Source organism: Nostoc sp., from assembly GCF_036917095.1.
In the GTDB taxonomy this organism is placed as follows: Bacteria; Cyanobacteriota; Cyanobacteriia; order Cyanobacteriales; family Nostocaceae; genus Nostoc.
Genome location: NZ_JBALFH010000049.1, coordinates 141,625 through 158,497, shown reverse-complemented (window position 1 = coordinate 158,497; position 16,873 = coordinate 141,625). Strand labels below are relative to the sequence as shown.

Sequence of the window (16,873 nt, the reverse complement as noted above, 5' to 3'; positions counted from 1 at the left end):
GACTTTAAACGAAGCTAGGGTTGCCAGTCGTTAACTCACGAGAAGGCGATCGGCTTACCCTCAGTTTTCGCGGCAGCCTTGGTGTATGCAACACCATCAACCTTCAGTCCTTGGGAGTCTATAAGTGTTATTGTCCCCCCCTTATTCGACAGTTGTGCTCCGCTTCCACTGAGTCGGAAGAGGGTTGCTTCTCCTGGCTTAATCGAGCCAGAAATCGTATCAGCCTTGTCCTGTTGGTCGAGAATCTTCCAGTTAGTTAGGTCTAAAGTCTGGTCAGAAGTGTTAAGAATCGTCACGAATTCGCGGCCGGGGTCATCGTCACGAGGATTTACCATCGCGGCAATGATGCGTGCGAGGTGATACGGCGAATCCGACGCGACTACGGGCCAAGGATCGATAGTTCCGGTGTCTGGGATTGGGACTACAGGAACCGTTGGAGCATCATCGATTGGTTTAGCGTCTTGCTCATCAGTGTGCCAGACTTGATTCTGGAACTTCAGAAACAGCGCTGATGCTGTGCCCGATTTAGGAAAATCGATAATGAGAGCGCCATCACGGTAAGTGCCATTCCCATCACCAGCACCACCCTGGTTCATATGAATCAAGTGGACTCCGTTACCAGGCAGAAAGTCAAAGTATTCGTCTTTCTTGTCTTCTTCAGGGCCCCACCGTTCGCCAAATGCGTACACGACAGCACCATTCTCGTTAATCGCACGCTGGAGAAGATCCTCTACCTGCTCGAATAGGTCGTTGTTTGGGCCTGGTGCAAAATGTGCGATCGGTTTCATGTCCGTCGCACGGAAGATGTTACTGCGGATATAGTCGATTGCGGCACCATCGTTTACACCATCTTTCAGGTTATTCCAACCTTCGGGCAGTTCACGCGCCCGGTCAACAATCGGATGCTTAATGTCATGTATAATCAAGTATTCGATCAGCCTCTTCTGAACAGGGCCGCGACTCGATCGCACGTTGATTGCAATCCGAAAACTAACTCCTTGGATGTTCATTAGGAGTTCCGAGTGAGGATCGTCGTCGTTATCTCGCTTGTACTGGACGGCTGTTCCTTTCAAGACACCATAATTCTTCATAGGTTACTCCTTATAAAGGTTGGCTTATTATGGCTGGTTCTTTTATATGGCTGATTATGGTTTGTTAGACTCTCACGAGTTAGGATATCTTTGTTTTTAAATTGTTTTTCTATAAATATGCTTAAACCTATAGAGCTGACTGCTCAATACAACATAGAGATTTAAATTTAAAAGAAATGTCTGTAAATACTAAAAACTAAAGATGCTCACCAAATTAACTCTCGTTTTCTAGGATGACATAATTACTAATTTTCTGCATTTATTAATGTCATATTAGGTAGTTTTGCCTAATTACGTTTAATCCATAATCGCATGTGTCAATTACACGTTTTAGCCTTCATGTGTAGCGCGACTATATATATTATATATTGATGATGTCACTTGGGCTAAATTGAGGCGATCGCATAGATTTTAACCAATACCGATCAAGTAATAATGATGAGATTAACTATAGAATTGGGCGCTTTTGCGTAGGCGTAGCCAGCCGTAGGCATCGCTATAACCAAAATGCTGCAATCTTGAGAAAATAAGCATTAAAAGCAGATTATGCTCGTCACACTAAACCACAACCAATTCCCAGAATATTCAGCGTTTAATTAAATCTTAATCTCCTCTTTACTTAGATTTATTCGGAAAATTTTCCACCATTACTCTCAGCTGTATTTTTCTTTCATTAAATAAAAATATCTGCTTACAAATGGCTTAAATTAGCATTTGCGAGCATTAAATAACAGATGCTTATTCTCATCACATAGATATTACACTTTGTCACTACAATCGGATAATTTCTTGGGATAATTGTATAGAAAGAATTTTACTTTCTGGCATTTCGCAATTATGAAGCCTAACCTTCAAGATATCTCTCAAAATTCGCCCCGCCGTCAAATTCTCAAAACTGCTCTCACCTTTGTGGCTGGCTTAACTACGACATCACTGGTATCATTTTTGATTCCCAAATCAACAAAGCCAGCACAAGCAATTGTTGTGCAACGACCAAATGAGTTTGAACTTAAGGGCGGAGGTGCTGACATCAAGTATTCAATTCTTAATGGAGTTTCACAGCTTGATTACAAAACTCAAAATATTTCCCGTCATTTCAGTGGTGATGAAATTCAGACATTAGCTACTGATATTGGTACATTAGTCACGGTAATTATTAGCAGACCACCAAACCCCGATTTGGGAGGAAAGATGGTCAAACTGAGCTTACTCTTACCAATTATCAACTTAGCGATCGGTAATCGCGAATCTCCTGTCCAAACTCAAGCCATTTTAACTACTGAAAGAAGAGCAGGATTTATCCGTACTCCCCTGTTTGGACAATTACAGTCATATCAGAGTCTAGCACTCAAAGGAACTGCTAGATACCTCTAGATACGGCAAGTCAAAAGATATCGCTCCTTAAAAAAGGTGTTGTTGCCTTTAATAGCAACCGACTCAATCATCAGTATTTTCAACTTAGTTACAGTCAGCAGTCGCGGCTCTTTTATCAATATAGTGGAGAGCGAGCGATCGCCTGCGGTAGACTGTTCGCGATCGCTCTTTTGATATGGGTTGTAAATATCTCTAAGTTAAAATCCCTTTTCGTACCCTATTGCAATCCAAATTATTTCTTTGTAATCAATCCTCTAGAACTCTCCACCAGGCGGATAAACTCACCCCGATAGCCTTCCCGATCTTCCCCCATCGCCTGGGTTGCCAATTTCATCACCAAATCATAATTAGCATTCCCCTTATACTCTGAGTCACGCAGCACCATCCCAAAGGTAGCTACCGCAGCAGCAAATCTCAGGTTAGTGGAGGGTATCTGGTCGGCTCTCAAATCATCATCTTGGATGGTTTGAGTAATTAGTTGACTGGTGCTGTCCTGGGGCAATTTATAGCGCAGTTTCACCTGCATCAACTCATTACCAGCAGTATCGGGGGCAGTTTTACCAGAACGCTGATACCGTAAGGGGTCTATCTCCGGCAGTTTCACATCACTCTTTGTGCCAGTGGGAATTATTTCATAAAGCGCAGTGACAGAATGACCAGCGCCAATATCCCCTGCATCTTTCTTATCATCATTGAAATCCTGATTTTGCAGCAGGCGGTTTTCGTAGCCAATCAAACGGTATGCCTGAACTTTCGCCGGATTAAACTCCACCTGAATTTTCACATCCTTGGCAATGGTAAACAGAGTTCCCCTGAGATCGTTAACTAAAACCTTTTTGGCTTCCAATAGGGTATCGATGTAAGCGTAGTTGCCATTACCCTTATCAGCCAATTGCTCCATTTTTCCGTCCTTATAATTGCCGGTGCCAAATCCCAACACCGTCAGAAAAATTCCCTCATCTCGCTTCTGTTCAATTAATCGCGTCAGGTCGCCATCACTAGAAACCCCGACGTTAAAATCTCCATCGGTAGCTAAAATTACTCTGTTATTACCAGACTTGAGGAAGCTTTGTTTGGCTATCTTGTAGGCGAGTTCAATGCCCTGACCGCCAGCAGTGGAGCCTCCAGCCTCTAAGCGGTCAATCGCCGCCAGAATTGTCGATTTCTGACTACCAGGAGTAGCAGGTAACACCAATCCAGCATTCCCAGCATAGACTACCAAACTTACCCGGTCTTCAGGACGCAGTTTATTCACCAGCAATTTCAGGGACTGTTGCACCAAGGGTAATTTGTTGGGGTCATCCATAGAACCGGAGACATCAATCAAAAACACTAGGTTGCTGGGTGGTAAGGTTTCGCTCTCTAGGCGTTTACCTTGCAAACCCACCAGTACCAACTTGTGTTGAGGATTCCAGGGAGCGGCAGCAACTTCAGTGGTGACAGAAAAAGGGCGTTGGCTTTGCCCGCCGTAGGCATCGCCTTTTGGTTGGGGATAATTGTAGGTAAAATAGTTGATCATTTCCTCAATTCGCACTGCATCCTTGGGTGGTAATTCCCCTTGAGTAATAAACCGTCGCACGTTGCTGTAGGATGCTGTATCGACATCAATGGAAAAGGTGGAAAGGGGGTCATTACCGACGCGATGAAAGGGATTATCTTCAATCCGGTTATAGTTTTCTGTATTGAATCTGCTATCTGTTTGTGGTTCCGGGGCAACCCTTCCAATACTGCCACGAGTTTGCAGTTTAGGCATATTCGCACGGTTAACAACCCGATCCTGCACAGATGAGCCAGACGGAACACTAAGGGGTGGGAGTGCGGGTATAGGTTGAGTCTTTCGGGCAGACTCGGCTTGAGTACGTTCTCTGAGAGTCTGAGTCGGAGTGACGGCACTAGGAGCTTCCAATTCATCTATCGGACTTTTTAGGGTTACTAACTCCGGTGCGAATTCGGACTGCAACCGTTGCAGGGTTATCATATCCGCTTGGGTAACTATTTTGGGGTCAGTCGCTATTAGCTCATTGCTCCGATTCAGACAGGCATTCAAGACTGTGGCAAACTCAGTCCTGGTTATCGCAAGAGTGCCAAAGTTTTGAACGGAGACGACACAACTATACTTTTGTACCAATGCCTGGAGTGCTTGATAGTCGGGGTGATTGGGTAGAATCGAGGTTGTTGGGCTAGATATGGGAGGAGTCTGATTGGCTGGAACTGCAACCGTAGCAGACTGACGTAGAATTGCAATTCCTACTGACGGTATTAATAAGAATAATGTTAAAATCCCAACACGCCGCCACATTTTGGACTGAATCGGGTAAGACATGACTAAATCCTCACACTAAATTTTTTTGTCACATTTAAAGTTTCTGCTTACCTAGAATAGTCCTGAGCAGCGTGGGATTTCATCACCGTTGCAGTTTTGGTAACTGTAACTTATACAACATTAACTATTCCGGTTTAGTATCAGGGAATATAACAGTGTTTGTTGGTATCGAGTTAATAATTTAGGTTAAGCAATTACTCAGCCGCTCAACTCCAGAACCCTCAACAGTTTTTCTGACAAAGCAGTTAAAATTTAGGCGAGTTAGCTTTTCCAAGGTTTGACTGTCTCCAAAGAGTTAAGGAAACTCCAAAAAATAAATTATCTAATTTTTGGAATCAAAACGACTTTTCCTCCCCCTGCCCCTAAAAGCGATGGGAATTTTTTACTTGGAAGTCCCTAATCAGAATATACTTTAATCCATCTCTTAGGGACTGCAAGTCATACACTGACATTGATTAAATCAACATCAGCAAGCCATATTGTTCTGCTTTGGGCAAACCCAACTTCACCTAAAATTGGGGAGCGCCACTCTACCCCATAAAGCCAATTACCTTTGAGACTAAAAATTCCTTGAATAATACGGTGTGTCGGCTGCTCGCCGAAATCAACCTGAACTATATCCCCCAATTTAAAAGCCGGAGTCGAAACAGTGTCCTTTTCTAGTACATATGTTGGATGAAATTCTTGCTCAGGTAAGTAGAGAATTTCACTCTGGCAAACAATTGCATAAACCCATTCCTGTTTTTCCCACTGAACACCACAGCAGTAGCCTGACAAGCCTGACATTGGCAACAAAACTTTTTCTAACATTTGAACTGCTAGCACAGGCATAGTCTCACCCCACCCAGGAGAAATATGCCAACAGGATTCTAGGGCGGTAATTTGGTTAATCATCTTGGAATATAGTTCTCTTTTTTATACATACACTGCCTTGCATCAGTGCAATCCGGAATAATAATTTAAATACTTCAGATCACTAAAGTTAATACCCAATAAATACAGGTTTTAGAGGCATTAGATCCGAACGCTTCGGGAGATTTAACCTCTACTGTTTTAGGTGCAAACCTATCTCAGCAAGTCGAGTCTATGAACGAAGAATCTCCGCACTTATAGGGCGGAGACTGTCAAACCAGGCATCAATTCTCCATCACGCATGGTGGTGTCGAAAATAATTACTTTGTTATGATTTGTTGACATATTGGTTAGAGAAAGCGATCGCTTTTGTCAAATCCAGTTTTAAGAAAACTGTCTCTAAATCCCGATAACCGCTGACAAAACGTACAACTTCCACACCGCCATCAATGAGACGATAAAATATCAAGTAATTTTATAACGGCAAACTCTGTAAACTGCCGTCAAAATTATCACAACTTTGCCCCATCTTAGGAAAATCAGCATTCCTTTTACTCTATATCCCAACCGGAAGGGGTTGGAGTAAGGTTAATTCGCCGCTGTTTGAGCTTCTTGATAAATTATTTCTTGAAACTGGATTATATCTTTTTGTGGATCGGCGTGGCTAACTTTCACTAATATCTGTTCGCCCAAGTTCACAGAACGTTTGAAAGCCATTGGCAACTGCAAGCCTAAGTCTTCTAACAAAATTAGTGCCAAGTTGCTGTCTTCCCGCAGCCACATCAACACTGTCACATCCCAGGTTTCCTCTGGATGACGGCGTAAATACTCTAGAGCATAATATCTATTAGTTTGCCGTTCCACCATCGTCACCTCTTGGGTGGTGCTGGTGACAGTCATCATCACTTCTTTAAGTTGTTCTGCGGTAAATGGCAAAACTTCACCCCGTAAATGGGCTTTTAGCTGGAAGTGAGTAAGCAAGTCACTGTAGCGGCGGATGGGAGAGGTTGCTTGAGTGTAAGTATCCAAGCCCAAACCAGCATGACGCAAAGGCGTAATGCTCATTTCGCTCTTGGGCATACAACGACGCATAGCGCAAGCGCGAACGAATCCGGCAGGAAGCAGGAGCAATTCCTCTTCTGGGGGTAATTCTGGTTGGGGCTGACCGCGAAAGGGCAAAGGTATGTTATGAGCTTTACCATAACGAGCGGCAACTTCACCGGCAAGAATCATCATTTCTGCTACTACTTGCCGTGATGGGGAATCGTCCAAAATGTCAATGTCGATCTCGTCACCTTTGACTTTGATCGTCGCTTCCGGCATGGTGATGCTAATTGCCCCTTGAGCGTAACGCCAAGCTTTACGCCGTTGCGCCCAAGTAGCGATCGCGGCAATTTCTGGTTCTGCCTGTACTCCTAATTGCAGCATTTCATCTACATCTTCGTAGGTGAGGCGATAAGTCGGCTTAATTAAGCTGGTATGAATGCTGTAATCTTCTACCGCCCCAGTTGTACCTAGAACAATCCCGAAACTGAGGGCGCAACAAATCCTTCCCTGTATCAGACTCATTGGCCCAGTTGCCAATACTTCTGGGAACATGGGAATCATCCCCGTGGGTAAATAGACTGTACTACCCCGCTTTCTGGCTTCTAAATCTAATTCATCTTCGGGCACTAACCATCTAGTGGGATCGGCAATATGCACCCACAGGCGTTCCCGTCCATCGGGGAGTACTTCCCAACTTAGACCATCGTCGATCTCTGTGGTAGTTTCATCATCAATGGTATACACCTTCAGGTGAGTCAGATCCAGGCGGTTTGTATCTGAGTCAATCGGCGGGAAATCCAAACGCTGTTGCGCCACTTCTAATACCTTATTAGGAAACTGAATCGGAATTGAAGAACGACGCAGGAACAAGTTTTCATAAGGAGTCCAGCAACCCAAATCCACCAACAGTTGAAAGGCTCCTTGGGGTGTTGTGGGTCGTCCCAGCATGGTCATAGTTTCTAATACTGGAGCACTTGGCGGATAAGCGCGAGCTAAGGAGTCATAATTTACTCCCGTCCGCACGGTGTCAGCAAGCAGTGCTGCGTATTTTTCTAGTCCTTCTAAGCGCTGGCGATCGTGGCGCTGCCACTCTACTGCCTCACCTTTAAGCGCCTGCTCTACACGAGTTAAAAATTCCTGCTGTCCCTTAGCTTTTAGTGCCTCTACTTCTAGTTGGTGCTTGCGTTCTGCCACCTGAGCAGCAGTTCGCGGCTCGTAAGCGTCTCCTTTTTGCTTGAAATAAAGTTTGTCGTCTGATAACAAGCAATGGGCGGCGTAACAAGGAGGGGCAGTTGATTCAGAAAATAGCAAATTTGCCATTTGATCTGGAGTGACTGTTTCTCCATCTTCAACCAGTAATTCCCAAGCTACTTCCAAGCTAGATGGATCTAAATAAGGCCTGACTTGCTCCAAAAAGCTGGCAATCTCAGAGGGCTTGTACGTCTGTCCGGTAACTGTATAACTTATTTGTCTAGGCGCGAGGCTGTGGGATTGACCACGTTCGTCTACCACAAACCAGCGGGTTTTACCGTCTGGACGTTCTACGATGCCCAGACGGCGATCGCCTTGAACCCTAAATTCAACTAGCGTCCCCTTCTCCACAACTCTCGCACTTTAATTTGGTGAACAGTTTAAATAGTTTTAAGTTAGGAGTTAGGAGTTTTGATTCTTAACTCCTGTATAGACGCGATTAATCGCGTCTCTCCTGTACAGACGCGATTAATGAGCCAGCGCGTTGCGGGGGTTCCCCCCGTTGTAGCGACTGGCGTCGCGTCTCTCCTCTTTTTAGCCTTCCGCATTGATGAATGGCAACAAAGCCACAATCCGCGAACGTTTAATTGCTAATGTCAACTCTCGCTGTTGCTGAGATGTCAGACCAGTAATCCGACGTGGCAGTATTTTACCCCGTTCGGTGACAAACTTACGCAATAAATCAACATCTTTATAATCGATTGGTTCTCCTGGCTTGATCGGAGAAAGGCGACGACGGAAATAACTCATCTCTACTTAATTTCCTTGTGAACGGTATGTTTGTTGCAGTGGGTGCAGAACTTTTTCAGTTCTAGCCGGTTAGTGGTGTTGCGGCGATTCTTGGTGCTGGTATAACGTGAAACACCAGCAGAACGCTTATCTGAATTTGTCCGGCACTCAGTACACTCTAGTGTGATAATAATGCGGGCACCTTTACTCTTAGCCATAATCTTACAAACAGTGAAGCCTGAAGAGAATTAACACAAATGACTATCTTCTCACATTCCGCCGCATATTTTCAACTAATCTTTTGACTTTTATATCGAGCGAGTAGCCACGACGCGACGAGACTATGAAAGTTCCGCAATAGCGATCGTGTAAAGCCTGCCGCATCTGGGCATCAGAGAAGGCAGTCCCACAATCAATTGCTAGCGGAATTACTAGCAGTATAGCAGTGGGATTGGCTCTAATATTGCTCAGGGCAATTGAGACTAAAAGGGCACCCAAACCAACGATCGCCTCTCGCTTCACTAGTGAGAGTAAATCTGGAATTCTGCCCACTACTTCCCCATCTTCGACTTCCAACACCTTTAAATCGAAAGCCCAACGCCCTAAACTTTGGCCTTGATTGTTGTATACCACCACTACTCGCAAAAATAACCAAAGTATTACAAAAACTAAGATTTCAACAAATTGAATCCCGATATCGCTGCCTCCCAGTAGGGAACTGACTAACCAGACACCAAGAAAATCAAGTCCCAATGCCATACCTCGCCGCCCAATCTCAGCCTTGGGATAGTGTTTTTGCGGAAGTCGTTCGATAGTCATACAAAATATGTATTTTTATTTAGGGGTTGGGAAATAACGATCGCTCCTGTTTTTTAATATATTAGGACTTACGCACTATACAAATTTATTATCTTGTGAATCATCGAAAATACGTATTTTCAGCCTTTGAGCGATTATCTTTTGATAAATAGCCCTGCCTAAAAAGTGTAGAAATGCAAAAAACTACGGTATTCATCCAAGCTTTGGCTGTATTATGCTCCGCTAAGATACCTTGTAAAACTACTTAGAATTCTCAAAAATAATTTACAAATTATATAGTAATATTGGTGAGATTCTGAGAGATTTTCTAAATATAAAGTCTTGTTTTAATCCTTCAAAAAAAGACTTTATATATATTTTATAGACTATTTAAATCGATTTTCAAACGCCATATTTTGAAGTTACTGCAAACCTTAAAATATTTGCTCATATTTTATTTATTATTTGAGTATATTAAAATTAGATAATCAGTTACATAAAGAATTTTAAATATTTTTTTATAATTAAAAACGTATTTAACTATTATATGTTAATACTTTCATACTGCCATGTCCTTCAATCGTCTATCGGGTCATGAAATTAGTTTAGAGCAGATTATTCATCAAATTAGAAAACTGACTGTGCGAATACATCAGTCATTTGAATTGACTGAAATTCTCAAGGTAGTCGTCACGGAAGTTAGAAAAACTTTAGATAGCGATCGCACTCTTATCTATCGCTTCTTACCTAATGGAGATGGAGTAGTCGCTGAAGAATCTGTCAACCCAGAATGGATGCCAATTCAGGGACAATTAATTTACGATCCTTGCTTTAATGCCCAATGGGTAAAGCAATATCAACAGGGACGAGTAGGTGTGATTGAAGATATTGATAGTAAACCACTCGATCCTTGTTACAAACAGCTATTAACCAAGTTACAGATTCGAGCGAATTTAGTAGTACCAATTTTAGTAAATAATCAGGATCTGTATGGAATTTCTGCCTCATCTCCGCAATTGTGGGGTTTACTAATTACTCATCAGTGCAGTAGTCCCCGCCAATGGAGTTGTTTAGAAATTGAATTTCTCCAACTGGTAGCAACACAACTGGGAATCGCCCTCCAGCAATCTGCTATCAAAGAACGCCTGCGTGGGGAAGACGAGTTGCGCTGGCAGCAAGCTTTGCTGCGCTCCATGACAGACACTTCTTTGTTGGGATTCTATGTTGTTGACAATCGTACAGATAAAATTCTTTATTTTAACGATCGCTTCTGTGAAATTTGGGGTATTGAGCATTTGAAAACCCAGATGCAAATTGGCGAGTTGAAAAACAATGACATAATTCCCGATTGTCTACCGTTAATTGCAGATTTAACAGCATTTGCTGAATCCTGCAAACCGTTACAGTCTGAGGATAATCGTTCCACAGTTGAGGATGAAATTTTATTTGTAGATGGGCGCACGATTCGGCGTTTCTCCAGCCAGATTCGGGATATTCGAGATCGGTACTTTGGCAGGTTATATATTTTTGAAGACATCAGCGAGCGCTTACGTACAGAAATCGCACTCAGAGAAAGCGAAGAACGTTATCGTTCTGTCATTACAGCAATGGCAGAAGGTATTGTACTGCAACAAGTTGATGGACGCATTACTGCTTGTAACGAAAGAGCAGAAAAAATTTTGGGGCTAAATACTGAGCAAATGATGGGGCTAACTTCTATCGATCCGCGATGGAGAGCCATTCATGAAGATGGTACTCCTTTTCCAGGAGAAACCCATCCCGCCATCGTTACGTTACACACCGGACAACCACAATCTAGTGTTGTCATGGGGGTTTACAAACCTGATGGCAGCTTAACTTGGATTTCCATTAATTCTCAACCATTGTTTCGACTCAATGAATTAAAACCCTATGCAGTGGTTGCCTCATTTACAGATATCACAGCACGGAAACAGATTGAACTTGCACTGCAAAACCAGGCAGAACGAGAACGTATGGTTTTTGCGATCGCTCAACACATCCGCCAGTCGTTAGATTTAGATGAAATTTTGAATACAACCGTTGCCGATGTGCGACATTTTCTGCAAACCGATCGCGTGATTATTTACCGCCTAAATGCCAATTGGAGTGGTACCGTCGTCATGGAGTCTGTGGCAGAAGGCTGGAAGCCAATCCTGAATATGGAAATTACAGACACCTATTTTATCGAGACACAGGGACAGTCCTATCAACAGGGTACGATCAAGGTGACTCCAGACATCTACATCGGCGGATTAACTGCTTGTCATCTAGAGTTATTGGAACAGTTGCAAGTAAGAGCCAAGCTGGTTGTACCAATTTTACAAGGCGATGGTCTTTGGGGTTTGTTAATTGCACATCATTGCCGCGCTCCTCGTGAGTGGCAACTTTGGGAAAGTGAACTACTTAAGCAATTAGCAACACAAGTAGCAATTGCCATCCAGCAATCACAACTTTGTCAACAGTTACAACTTGCCAATCAGCAGTTAGAAAATCTCGCTATGGTCGATCAATTAACTCAGATTGCCAATCGACGAGTTTTTGATATCAAGCTGAATCACATCTGGCACGATCTCCTACAAAAGAAATCTTTTCTCTCATTACTCCTATGTGACATTGATTATTTCAAGCAATATAACGATACCTATGGTCATGCTGCTGGAGACACTTGTTTAACCCTCGTTGCCCAAACTCTCAAACGAACTGTTAAACGTTCTACAGATTTGGTTGCTCGTTATGGAGGAGAAGAATTTGCTGTCATCTTACCAGACTCTGACAGCGATGGGGCTATCCATGTTGCCAAACAAATTCATGAAGCTATCCAACAAATGAATATTTCGCATACTGCATCGCCTGTAAAGCAATGTATCACTCTGAGTATAGGAATTGCGACAGTAATACCTGTTACTGATTTGGTTACTCTCGATCTAATCAATGCAGCCGATCGATCTCTCTACCAAGCAAAAGCACAAGGGCGCAATCGTTCATTTATAAATAGGCTTTCCTTTTAGTATAACTCACCATAAATAAGGTAGAGAATTCACTTTTTGAATGAAACTTGTCTAGTAGGATTGCAGTTTTTATTTCCGATCCCTTTTCGCGGTAATGTGTACTAAGAAAAGGTAAAATATTTGCTTGGACTATTTTAATTAATTTGGAAGTTGTATCTATGACACATCTGTTTACTAAAACAGCTATTAGTCTGGTGACGACTACTACTTTAGCGTTAGCGATCGCCATAAACACCAACAACTTAGCTGATGCTGCTGAGTTCAACTTTAACTGGAAAGGAGACACTGGTTATTTAGCTACAGGTTCATTTAACTACGATACAACAACTGCTCCAAGTGTCATTTCGGAAGCAGGTTTGGGAGCTACGAAGAACTTGCAGTCCCTCTCAATTTCCTTCTTCGATCCATTGAGTACTCTAATAAATAGTTTCACTCCAGTGGTAAGTGGGGTATCTAATTACAGCTTTTTGAGATTCAACTTTGATAGCACTAAAGAGCAAATCTTTGGCCCCTTTGATGTTGGCAAGGATGATAACTTTCCTGGTGACTCATGGCTCAATAATAATCTCGCACTCATCGACGAAGGTTTTAGTGATGAGGTTCTAGCTAAAGAATTTGGTTTCAACAATAGAGATGCAGCAGGCACAAAGCAAATACTAGATTTAAGTAACAATTCAGTTAAGGTATCCAAAGTCCCCGAAGGGAGCATAATTATAGGTTTACTCGCAGTATGTAGTTTGGGATTTACCGCTCATAGAAATCTGGACAAAGCTACCCAAAAGTAGACTCAGTGTTACTTTACAGGGATAAAGAAAAAAGTCGGAGGCGATCGCTATGTTATCAGTCAGCGATGCAGAAGCAATTATTTTAAATTTGGTACAACCGTTGGATCGTCAACGGGATACAGAAGTTGTAGATTTATTGACAGCCGATAGTCGGATTTTAGCAACGCCTGTCACCAGTCCGCTAGATTTTCCCCATTGGGATAATTCGGCAATGGATGGTTACGCAGTTCGCTACGAAGATGTACAGCACTCTAGCACCGAACAACCAACCGTTTTAGAAATTGTTGAAGATATTCCGGCTGGGTATCAGCCCAAGTCTACGATTCAACCAGGGCAAGCCGCACGAATTTTCACGGGTGCGGTAATCCCAGCAGGTGCGGATACTGTAGTCATGCAAGAGAAGACACGCCGCGAGGAAAACTGCGTATTTATCCTAGATGCGCCAAAACCGCAAGAATTTGTCAGACACAAAGCATCTTTTTATCAAGCTGGAACACAACTACTACCAGCAGGAATTAAGTTAAATGCCTCAGAAATTGCCGTATTGGCAGCAGCACAATGTCCGCAATTAAGTGTTTATCGTCGTCCACGTGTGGCTATTTTTTCTACTGGTGATGAGTTAGTACCACTCGATAAACCGCTACAACCGGGGCAGATTGTGGATTCTAATCAGTATGCGCTGGCTGCTTTGGTGAGAGAAAGCGGGGCAGAACCATTAATTTTAGGTATTGTTAAGGACGATCCAGTTGCTTTGGAGAAAGTCATTGCCCACGCCGTTGCGATCGCTGATATAGTTCTCTCTTCTGGTGGTGTCTCAGTGGGAGATTATGACTATGTTGACAAAATTATCGAGTCGCTAGGAGCTAAAATCCATATTCGTGCTGTGGAAATGAGGCCTGGAAAACCCCTCACTGTCGCTACTTTCCCCAGTAGAGACGCGATTAATCCTACAGACGCGATTAATCGCGTCTCTACAAACTCCCCACTCTATTTTGGTTTACCAGGGAACCCTGGTGCTGTGTTGGTGACATTTTGGCGGTTTGTGTTACCAGCAATCAAGAAACTTTCGGGAATTACTGAAGGTTGGGAACCAGTATTTTTGAAAGTGCGATCGCATGATGAGTTGCGATCGGATGGCAAGCGTGAAACTTACTTTTGGGGTAAATTGCATTTAATTGATGGAATTTATGAATTCCACAAAGCTGGTGGTAGTCACAGTTCCGGCAATTTAATTAATTTAGCTCAAACCAATGCCTTAGCTGTTTTACCGATGGGTAAAACATTTATTTCCCCACAAGAAGAGGTGCAAGTTTTGCAGCTTAGTAATGAGTAATGGAGGGTAGGAAGTGGGCAGGGCTATTTCATTCTCATCTAGCCCGCCTCAGAATTTATTCTGAGGCTAATAGCAAAAGTCGTCTCAAGACGACTAATAAAGGCTCTTATACCAATTTAATGTGAAGTTGCACATATCTTGATCCCCCTAAATCCCCCGATAAATTGGGGGACTTTGAATTCCCCCCTTTTTAAGGGGAGCCAGCGCGGTCTTGGGGTCTCCCCAAGTGGAGCGACTGGCGTGGGCTAGGGGGGATCGAATTCTATGCAGCTTCAGAAAAAATTGGTATTAGTCCACTAAGCGTGGAGTTGGGCTATTAGCCCGGAACTTTAGTTCTGGGCGGTTTATGTCTAGAACGAAATAGCCCTGGGAAGTAGGAGATATAGGGAAGATGGGGGAGAAATAACCAATCCCCAATCCCCAGTTTTAAAATACCTGTTCAAAAGCCTCAATCAAACTGTTAACTTCCTCAAGAGTGTTGTAATGTACCATACTCACCCGAACTATTCCACCTTGTGATGCTAACCCCAGGTATTCAATAAGCCGTTTAGCATAAAAGTCTCCGTAGCGAATCCCAATCTTATATTGGTCAATTTTTGCCGGAATGGTTGAGCTATTCATTCCATCTACCACAAAAGATATAGTTGGTACACGGGATTGGCGGTCAGCCTTTGATTGACCAATCACTCGCACATTCGGCTTACTGTTGAGGTAATTTAGGAGGCGATCGCTAATCTTTTCTTCATGTATGCTAATTAAATCAAACGCTTGTACCATTTGATTTCTCAAATCAGGTGCAGTTTCATTGCCGTAGTGCAGTTGTGCTAGTTCACTTAAATAATCACATAAACCTAACATTCCATAACTTAATTCAAAATTGACATTCCCTAACTGGAATTTATAAGGTATATCTGTCTGCTCAATAAAATAATGGTTCAGACCAGGCAATCTTAATAAATGTTCTTCTTTGCCATAAAGTAAAGCATGATGTGACCCATAGACTTTATAAAAACTTAAAGCATAAAAATCCACATCCAAATCTTGGACATCAACTAGTCTGTGTGGTGCATAAGCTACACCATCTACACAAATCATCGCGTTGCGATCGTGTACAAATGCAGCAATTTCTTTGATTGGGTTGATAGTTCCCAGAACATTAGAAGCATGAGTCAACGCTACTAGTTTTGTCCGCTGACTCATCAATGGTTCTAAATCGGCTAAATGGAGTTCCAAGGTATCTGGGCGAATTTGCCATACTTTTACCTTAATTCCTTGTTTTTCAAGAGCAACCCAAGCACCAATATTGGCCTCATGGTCGCAATTAGTAACAATAACTTCATCACCAGGCGTGAAAGTTTGACCCAGACAAATTGAGAGAACTTTCAACATCATTGTAGTAGATGGCCCCATGACCACTTCTTTAGAAGAATTCGCATTAATGAAAGTTGCTATTCCCCTAGTTGCTAGAGCCAATCGTTCTCCTGCAAGTTGAGAAACCGCATAAGAAGCTCCCAACTGGACATCAGAACTCAGGAGAAATTCGCTAATTCTATCTGCTACTTTTTTCAGGGTTTGTGACCCGCCAGCGTTATCAAAAAAAGTCCACTCACCAGCTAGAGCAGGAAAATATTGGCGAACTTTATCAAGATTCAGGAGCATAGGATAAGTTTTTTAGAGAATTGGCAAGTCGCCCACAGAGCATCTTTTAGTGTTTACAGCTTGTTGTGCCAGCCTTCTTGCTCTGCAAGAATATTTCTAAAGGGGGTATATGTGGCGACCCAAAGAGTATCTTACTGACATATATAACTTCCAGCAAGGGTTAATGTCTTGATTCTTCACAATTTTCGCCAATTTTATTTGATAAGTTTAAGGAAGAGTCAAAGCAACTATTCTTTTGATTCTTAATTCCTTGATTGAAAATAAAGGAACTACCTATGAACACTACGGTTAAAGTTAAATACGATATTGAGGCTATCAAGCAAGAAGCACTTCAACTTGTTAAAAAAAGACTTGCTAACCGTCAGCAGCCAATTTATACCCTCTGTAAATATATTCCTCATCGTGACTGGATAAATTTTGAACTTGAGTTAGAAAAAAACGAATTTCTACTCAGAGATAGAATTATCGACTTACTGAATCATGAATCGTGGGAAGACGATTGAGGCTGCATTTAGAAGCTGAACCCCATTAGCAGCATTCCAATAAAATCAAAATTACAAATTAATTTTTCAGCATTGAAAACCCTCCAATTAAGTTGGGGG

General features: G+C 42.6%; 15 protein-coding genes. 6 read left to right on the top strand and 9 right to left on the bottom strand.

The features are described from left to right. Positions 1-35: 35 nt before the first annotated feature. Positions 36-1,091 carry a DUF2278 family protein gene (locus V7L01_RS30345; RefSeq protein WP_335041509.1) on the bottom strand — a complete coding sequence of 352 codons (1,056 nt, stop codon included), beginning with the start codon at positions 1,089-1,091 and terminating at the stop codon, positions 36-38. 837 nt (positions 1,092-1,928) lie between these two features. On the opposite strand from V7L01_RS30345, the gene V7L01_RS30340 reads away from it, so the two are divergent. Next, positions 1,929-2,465 carry a hypothetical protein gene (locus V7L01_RS30340; protein WP_335041506.1) on the top strand — a complete coding sequence of 179 codons (537 nt, stop codon included), beginning with the start codon at positions 1,929-1,931 and terminating at the stop codon, positions 2,463-2,465. A 36-nt stretch (positions 2,466-2,501) separates the two neighbouring features. Beyond that, positions 2,502-2,639 (top strand): hypothetical protein, encoded by a 138-nt coding sequence (locus V7L01_RS30335; RefSeq protein ID WP_335041504.1) that lies wholly within the window; start codon positions 2,502-2,504, stop codon positions 2,637-2,639. Between the two features lie 58 nt (positions 2,640-2,697). On the opposite strand, the gene V7L01_RS30330 is transcribed toward V7L01_RS30335, so the two are convergent. From V7L01_RS30330 to V7L01_RS30300, 7 genes are all read right to left on the bottom strand, one after another. Next, the gene (locus tag V7L01_RS30330) at positions 2,698-4,788 is read right to left on the bottom strand and encodes a vWA domain-containing protein (RefSeq protein ID WP_335041502.1); all 2,091 of its coding nucleotides are present in this window, start codon (positions 4,786-4,788) and stop codon (positions 2,698-2,700) included. A gap of 438 nt (positions 4,789-5,226) precedes the next feature. Beyond that, positions 5,227-5,682, bottom strand: a complete 456-nt coding sequence (locus tag V7L01_RS30325; RefSeq protein WP_335041501.1) for a DUF1392 family protein — start codon at positions 5,680-5,682, stop codon at positions 5,227-5,229. A 286-nt stretch (positions 5,683-5,968) separates the two neighbouring features. Next, on the bottom strand, positions 5,969-6,109 hold the full coding sequence (locus tag V7L01_RS30320; RefSeq protein WP_335041498.1) for a hypothetical protein: 141 nt from the start codon (positions 6,107-6,109) through the stop codon (positions 5,969-5,971). Positions 6,110-6,228: 119 nt separating this feature from the next. After that, positions 6,229-8,289 (bottom strand): ribonuclease catalytic domain-containing protein, encoded by a 2,061-nt coding sequence (locus V7L01_RS30315; RefSeq protein ID WP_335041496.1) that lies wholly within the window; start codon positions 8,287-8,289, stop codon positions 6,229-6,231. 183 nt (positions 8,290-8,472) lie between these two features. Continuing rightward, positions 8,473-8,688 (bottom strand): 30S ribosomal protein S18, encoded by a 216-nt coding sequence (rpsR, locus tag V7L01_RS30310; RefSeq protein WP_012411240.1) that lies wholly within the window; start codon positions 8,686-8,688, stop codon positions 8,473-8,475. A gap of 2 nt (positions 8,689-8,690) precedes the next feature. Continuing rightward, complete coding sequence (rpmG, locus tag V7L01_RS30305; RefSeq protein WP_012411241.1) at positions 8,691-8,885, bottom strand: 50S ribosomal protein L33; 195 nt, start codon at positions 8,883-8,885, stop codon at positions 8,691-8,693. Between the two features lie 43 nt (positions 8,886-8,928). After that, complete coding sequence (locus tag V7L01_RS30300) at positions 8,929-9,486, bottom strand: RDD family protein (RefSeq protein ID WP_335041493.1); 558 nt, start codon at positions 9,484-9,486, stop codon at positions 8,929-8,931. A 548-nt stretch (positions 9,487-10,034) separates the two neighbouring features. Between V7L01_RS30300 and V7L01_RS30295 the strand changes: the two genes are divergently transcribed. The 3 genes from V7L01_RS30295 (at position 10,035) to V7L01_RS30285 (ending at position 14,612) form a co-directional block, all read left to right on the top strand. Next, positions 10,035-12,494, top strand: a complete 2,460-nt coding sequence (locus tag V7L01_RS30295) for a diguanylate cyclase domain-containing protein (RefSeq protein ID WP_335041491.1) — start codon at positions 10,035-10,037, stop codon at positions 12,492-12,494. 158 nt (positions 12,495-12,652) lie between these two features. Then, positions 12,653-13,279: a PEP-CTERM sorting domain-containing protein gene (locus V7L01_RS30290; protein ID WP_335041488.1), complete on the top strand. Its 627-nt coding sequence runs from the start codon at positions 12,653-12,655 to the stop codon at positions 13,277-13,279. A gap of 49 nt (positions 13,280-13,328) precedes the next feature. Beyond that, positions 13,329-14,612, top strand: a complete 1,284-nt coding sequence (locus V7L01_RS30285) for a molybdopterin molybdotransferase MoeA (RefSeq protein WP_335041485.1) — start codon at positions 13,329-13,331, stop codon at positions 14,610-14,612. Positions 14,613-15,038: 426 nt separating this feature from the next. Here V7L01_RS30285 and V7L01_RS30280 read toward each other — a convergent pair whose 3' ends face one another. Continuing rightward, positions 15,039-16,271, bottom strand: coding sequence for a cysteine desulfurase-like protein (locus tag V7L01_RS30280; protein WP_335041482.1), 1,233 nt, complete (start codon positions 16,269-16,271; stop codon positions 15,039-15,041). A gap of 275 nt (positions 16,272-16,546) precedes the next feature. Between V7L01_RS30280 and V7L01_RS30275 the strand changes: the two genes are divergently transcribed. After that, the gene (locus V7L01_RS30275) at positions 16,547-16,774 is read left to right on the top strand and encodes a DUF4327 family protein (protein ID WP_335041480.1); all 228 of its coding nucleotides are present in this window, start codon (positions 16,547-16,549) and stop codon (positions 16,772-16,774) included. Positions 16,775-16,873: the final 99 nt, after the last annotated feature.

Coding starts and splice junctions, on each gene's coding strand:
- V7L01_RS30280 (WP_335041482.1), bottom strand. CDS start 16,271: ATGCTCCTGAATCTTGATAAAGTTCGCCAATATTTTCCTGCTCTAGCT.
- V7L01_RS30300 (WP_335041493.1), bottom strand. CDS start 9,486: ATGACTATCGAACGACTTCCGCAAAAACACTATCCCAAGGCTGAGATT.
- V7L01_RS30285 (WP_335041485.1), top strand. CDS start 13,329: ATGTTATCAGTCAGCGATGCAGAAGCAATTATTTTAAATTTGGTACAA.
- V7L01_RS30295 (WP_335041491.1), top strand. CDS start 10,035: ATGTCCTTCAATCGTCTATCGGGTCATGAAATTAGTTTAGAGCAGATT.
- V7L01_RS30345 (WP_335041509.1), bottom strand. CDS start 1,091: ATGAAGAATTATGGTGTCTTGAAAGGAACAGCCGTCCAGTACAAGCGA.
- V7L01_RS30290 (WP_335041488.1), top strand. CDS start 12,653: ATGACACATCTGTTTACTAAAACAGCTATTAGTCTGGTGACGACTACT.
- V7L01_RS30325 (WP_335041501.1), bottom strand. CDS start 5,682: ATGATTAACCAAATTACCGCCCTAGAATCCTGTTGGCATATTTCTCCT.
- V7L01_RS30275 (WP_335041480.1), top strand. CDS start 16,547: ATGAACACTACGGTTAAAGTTAAATACGATATTGAGGCTATCAAGCAA.
- rpsR (WP_012411240.1), bottom strand. CDS start 8,688: ATGAGTTATTTCCGTCGTCGCCTTTCTCCGATCAAGCCAGGAGAACCA.
- V7L01_RS30340 (WP_335041506.1), top strand. CDS start 1,929: ATGAAGCCTAACCTTCAAGATATCTCTCAAAATTCGCCCCGCCGTCAA.
- rpmG (WP_012411241.1), bottom strand. CDS start 8,885: ATGGCTAAGAGTAAAGGTGCCCGCATTATTATCACACTAGAGTGTACT.
- V7L01_RS30330 (WP_335041502.1), bottom strand. CDS start 4,788: ATGTCTTACCCGATTCAGTCCAAAATGTGGCGGCGTGTTGGGATTTTA.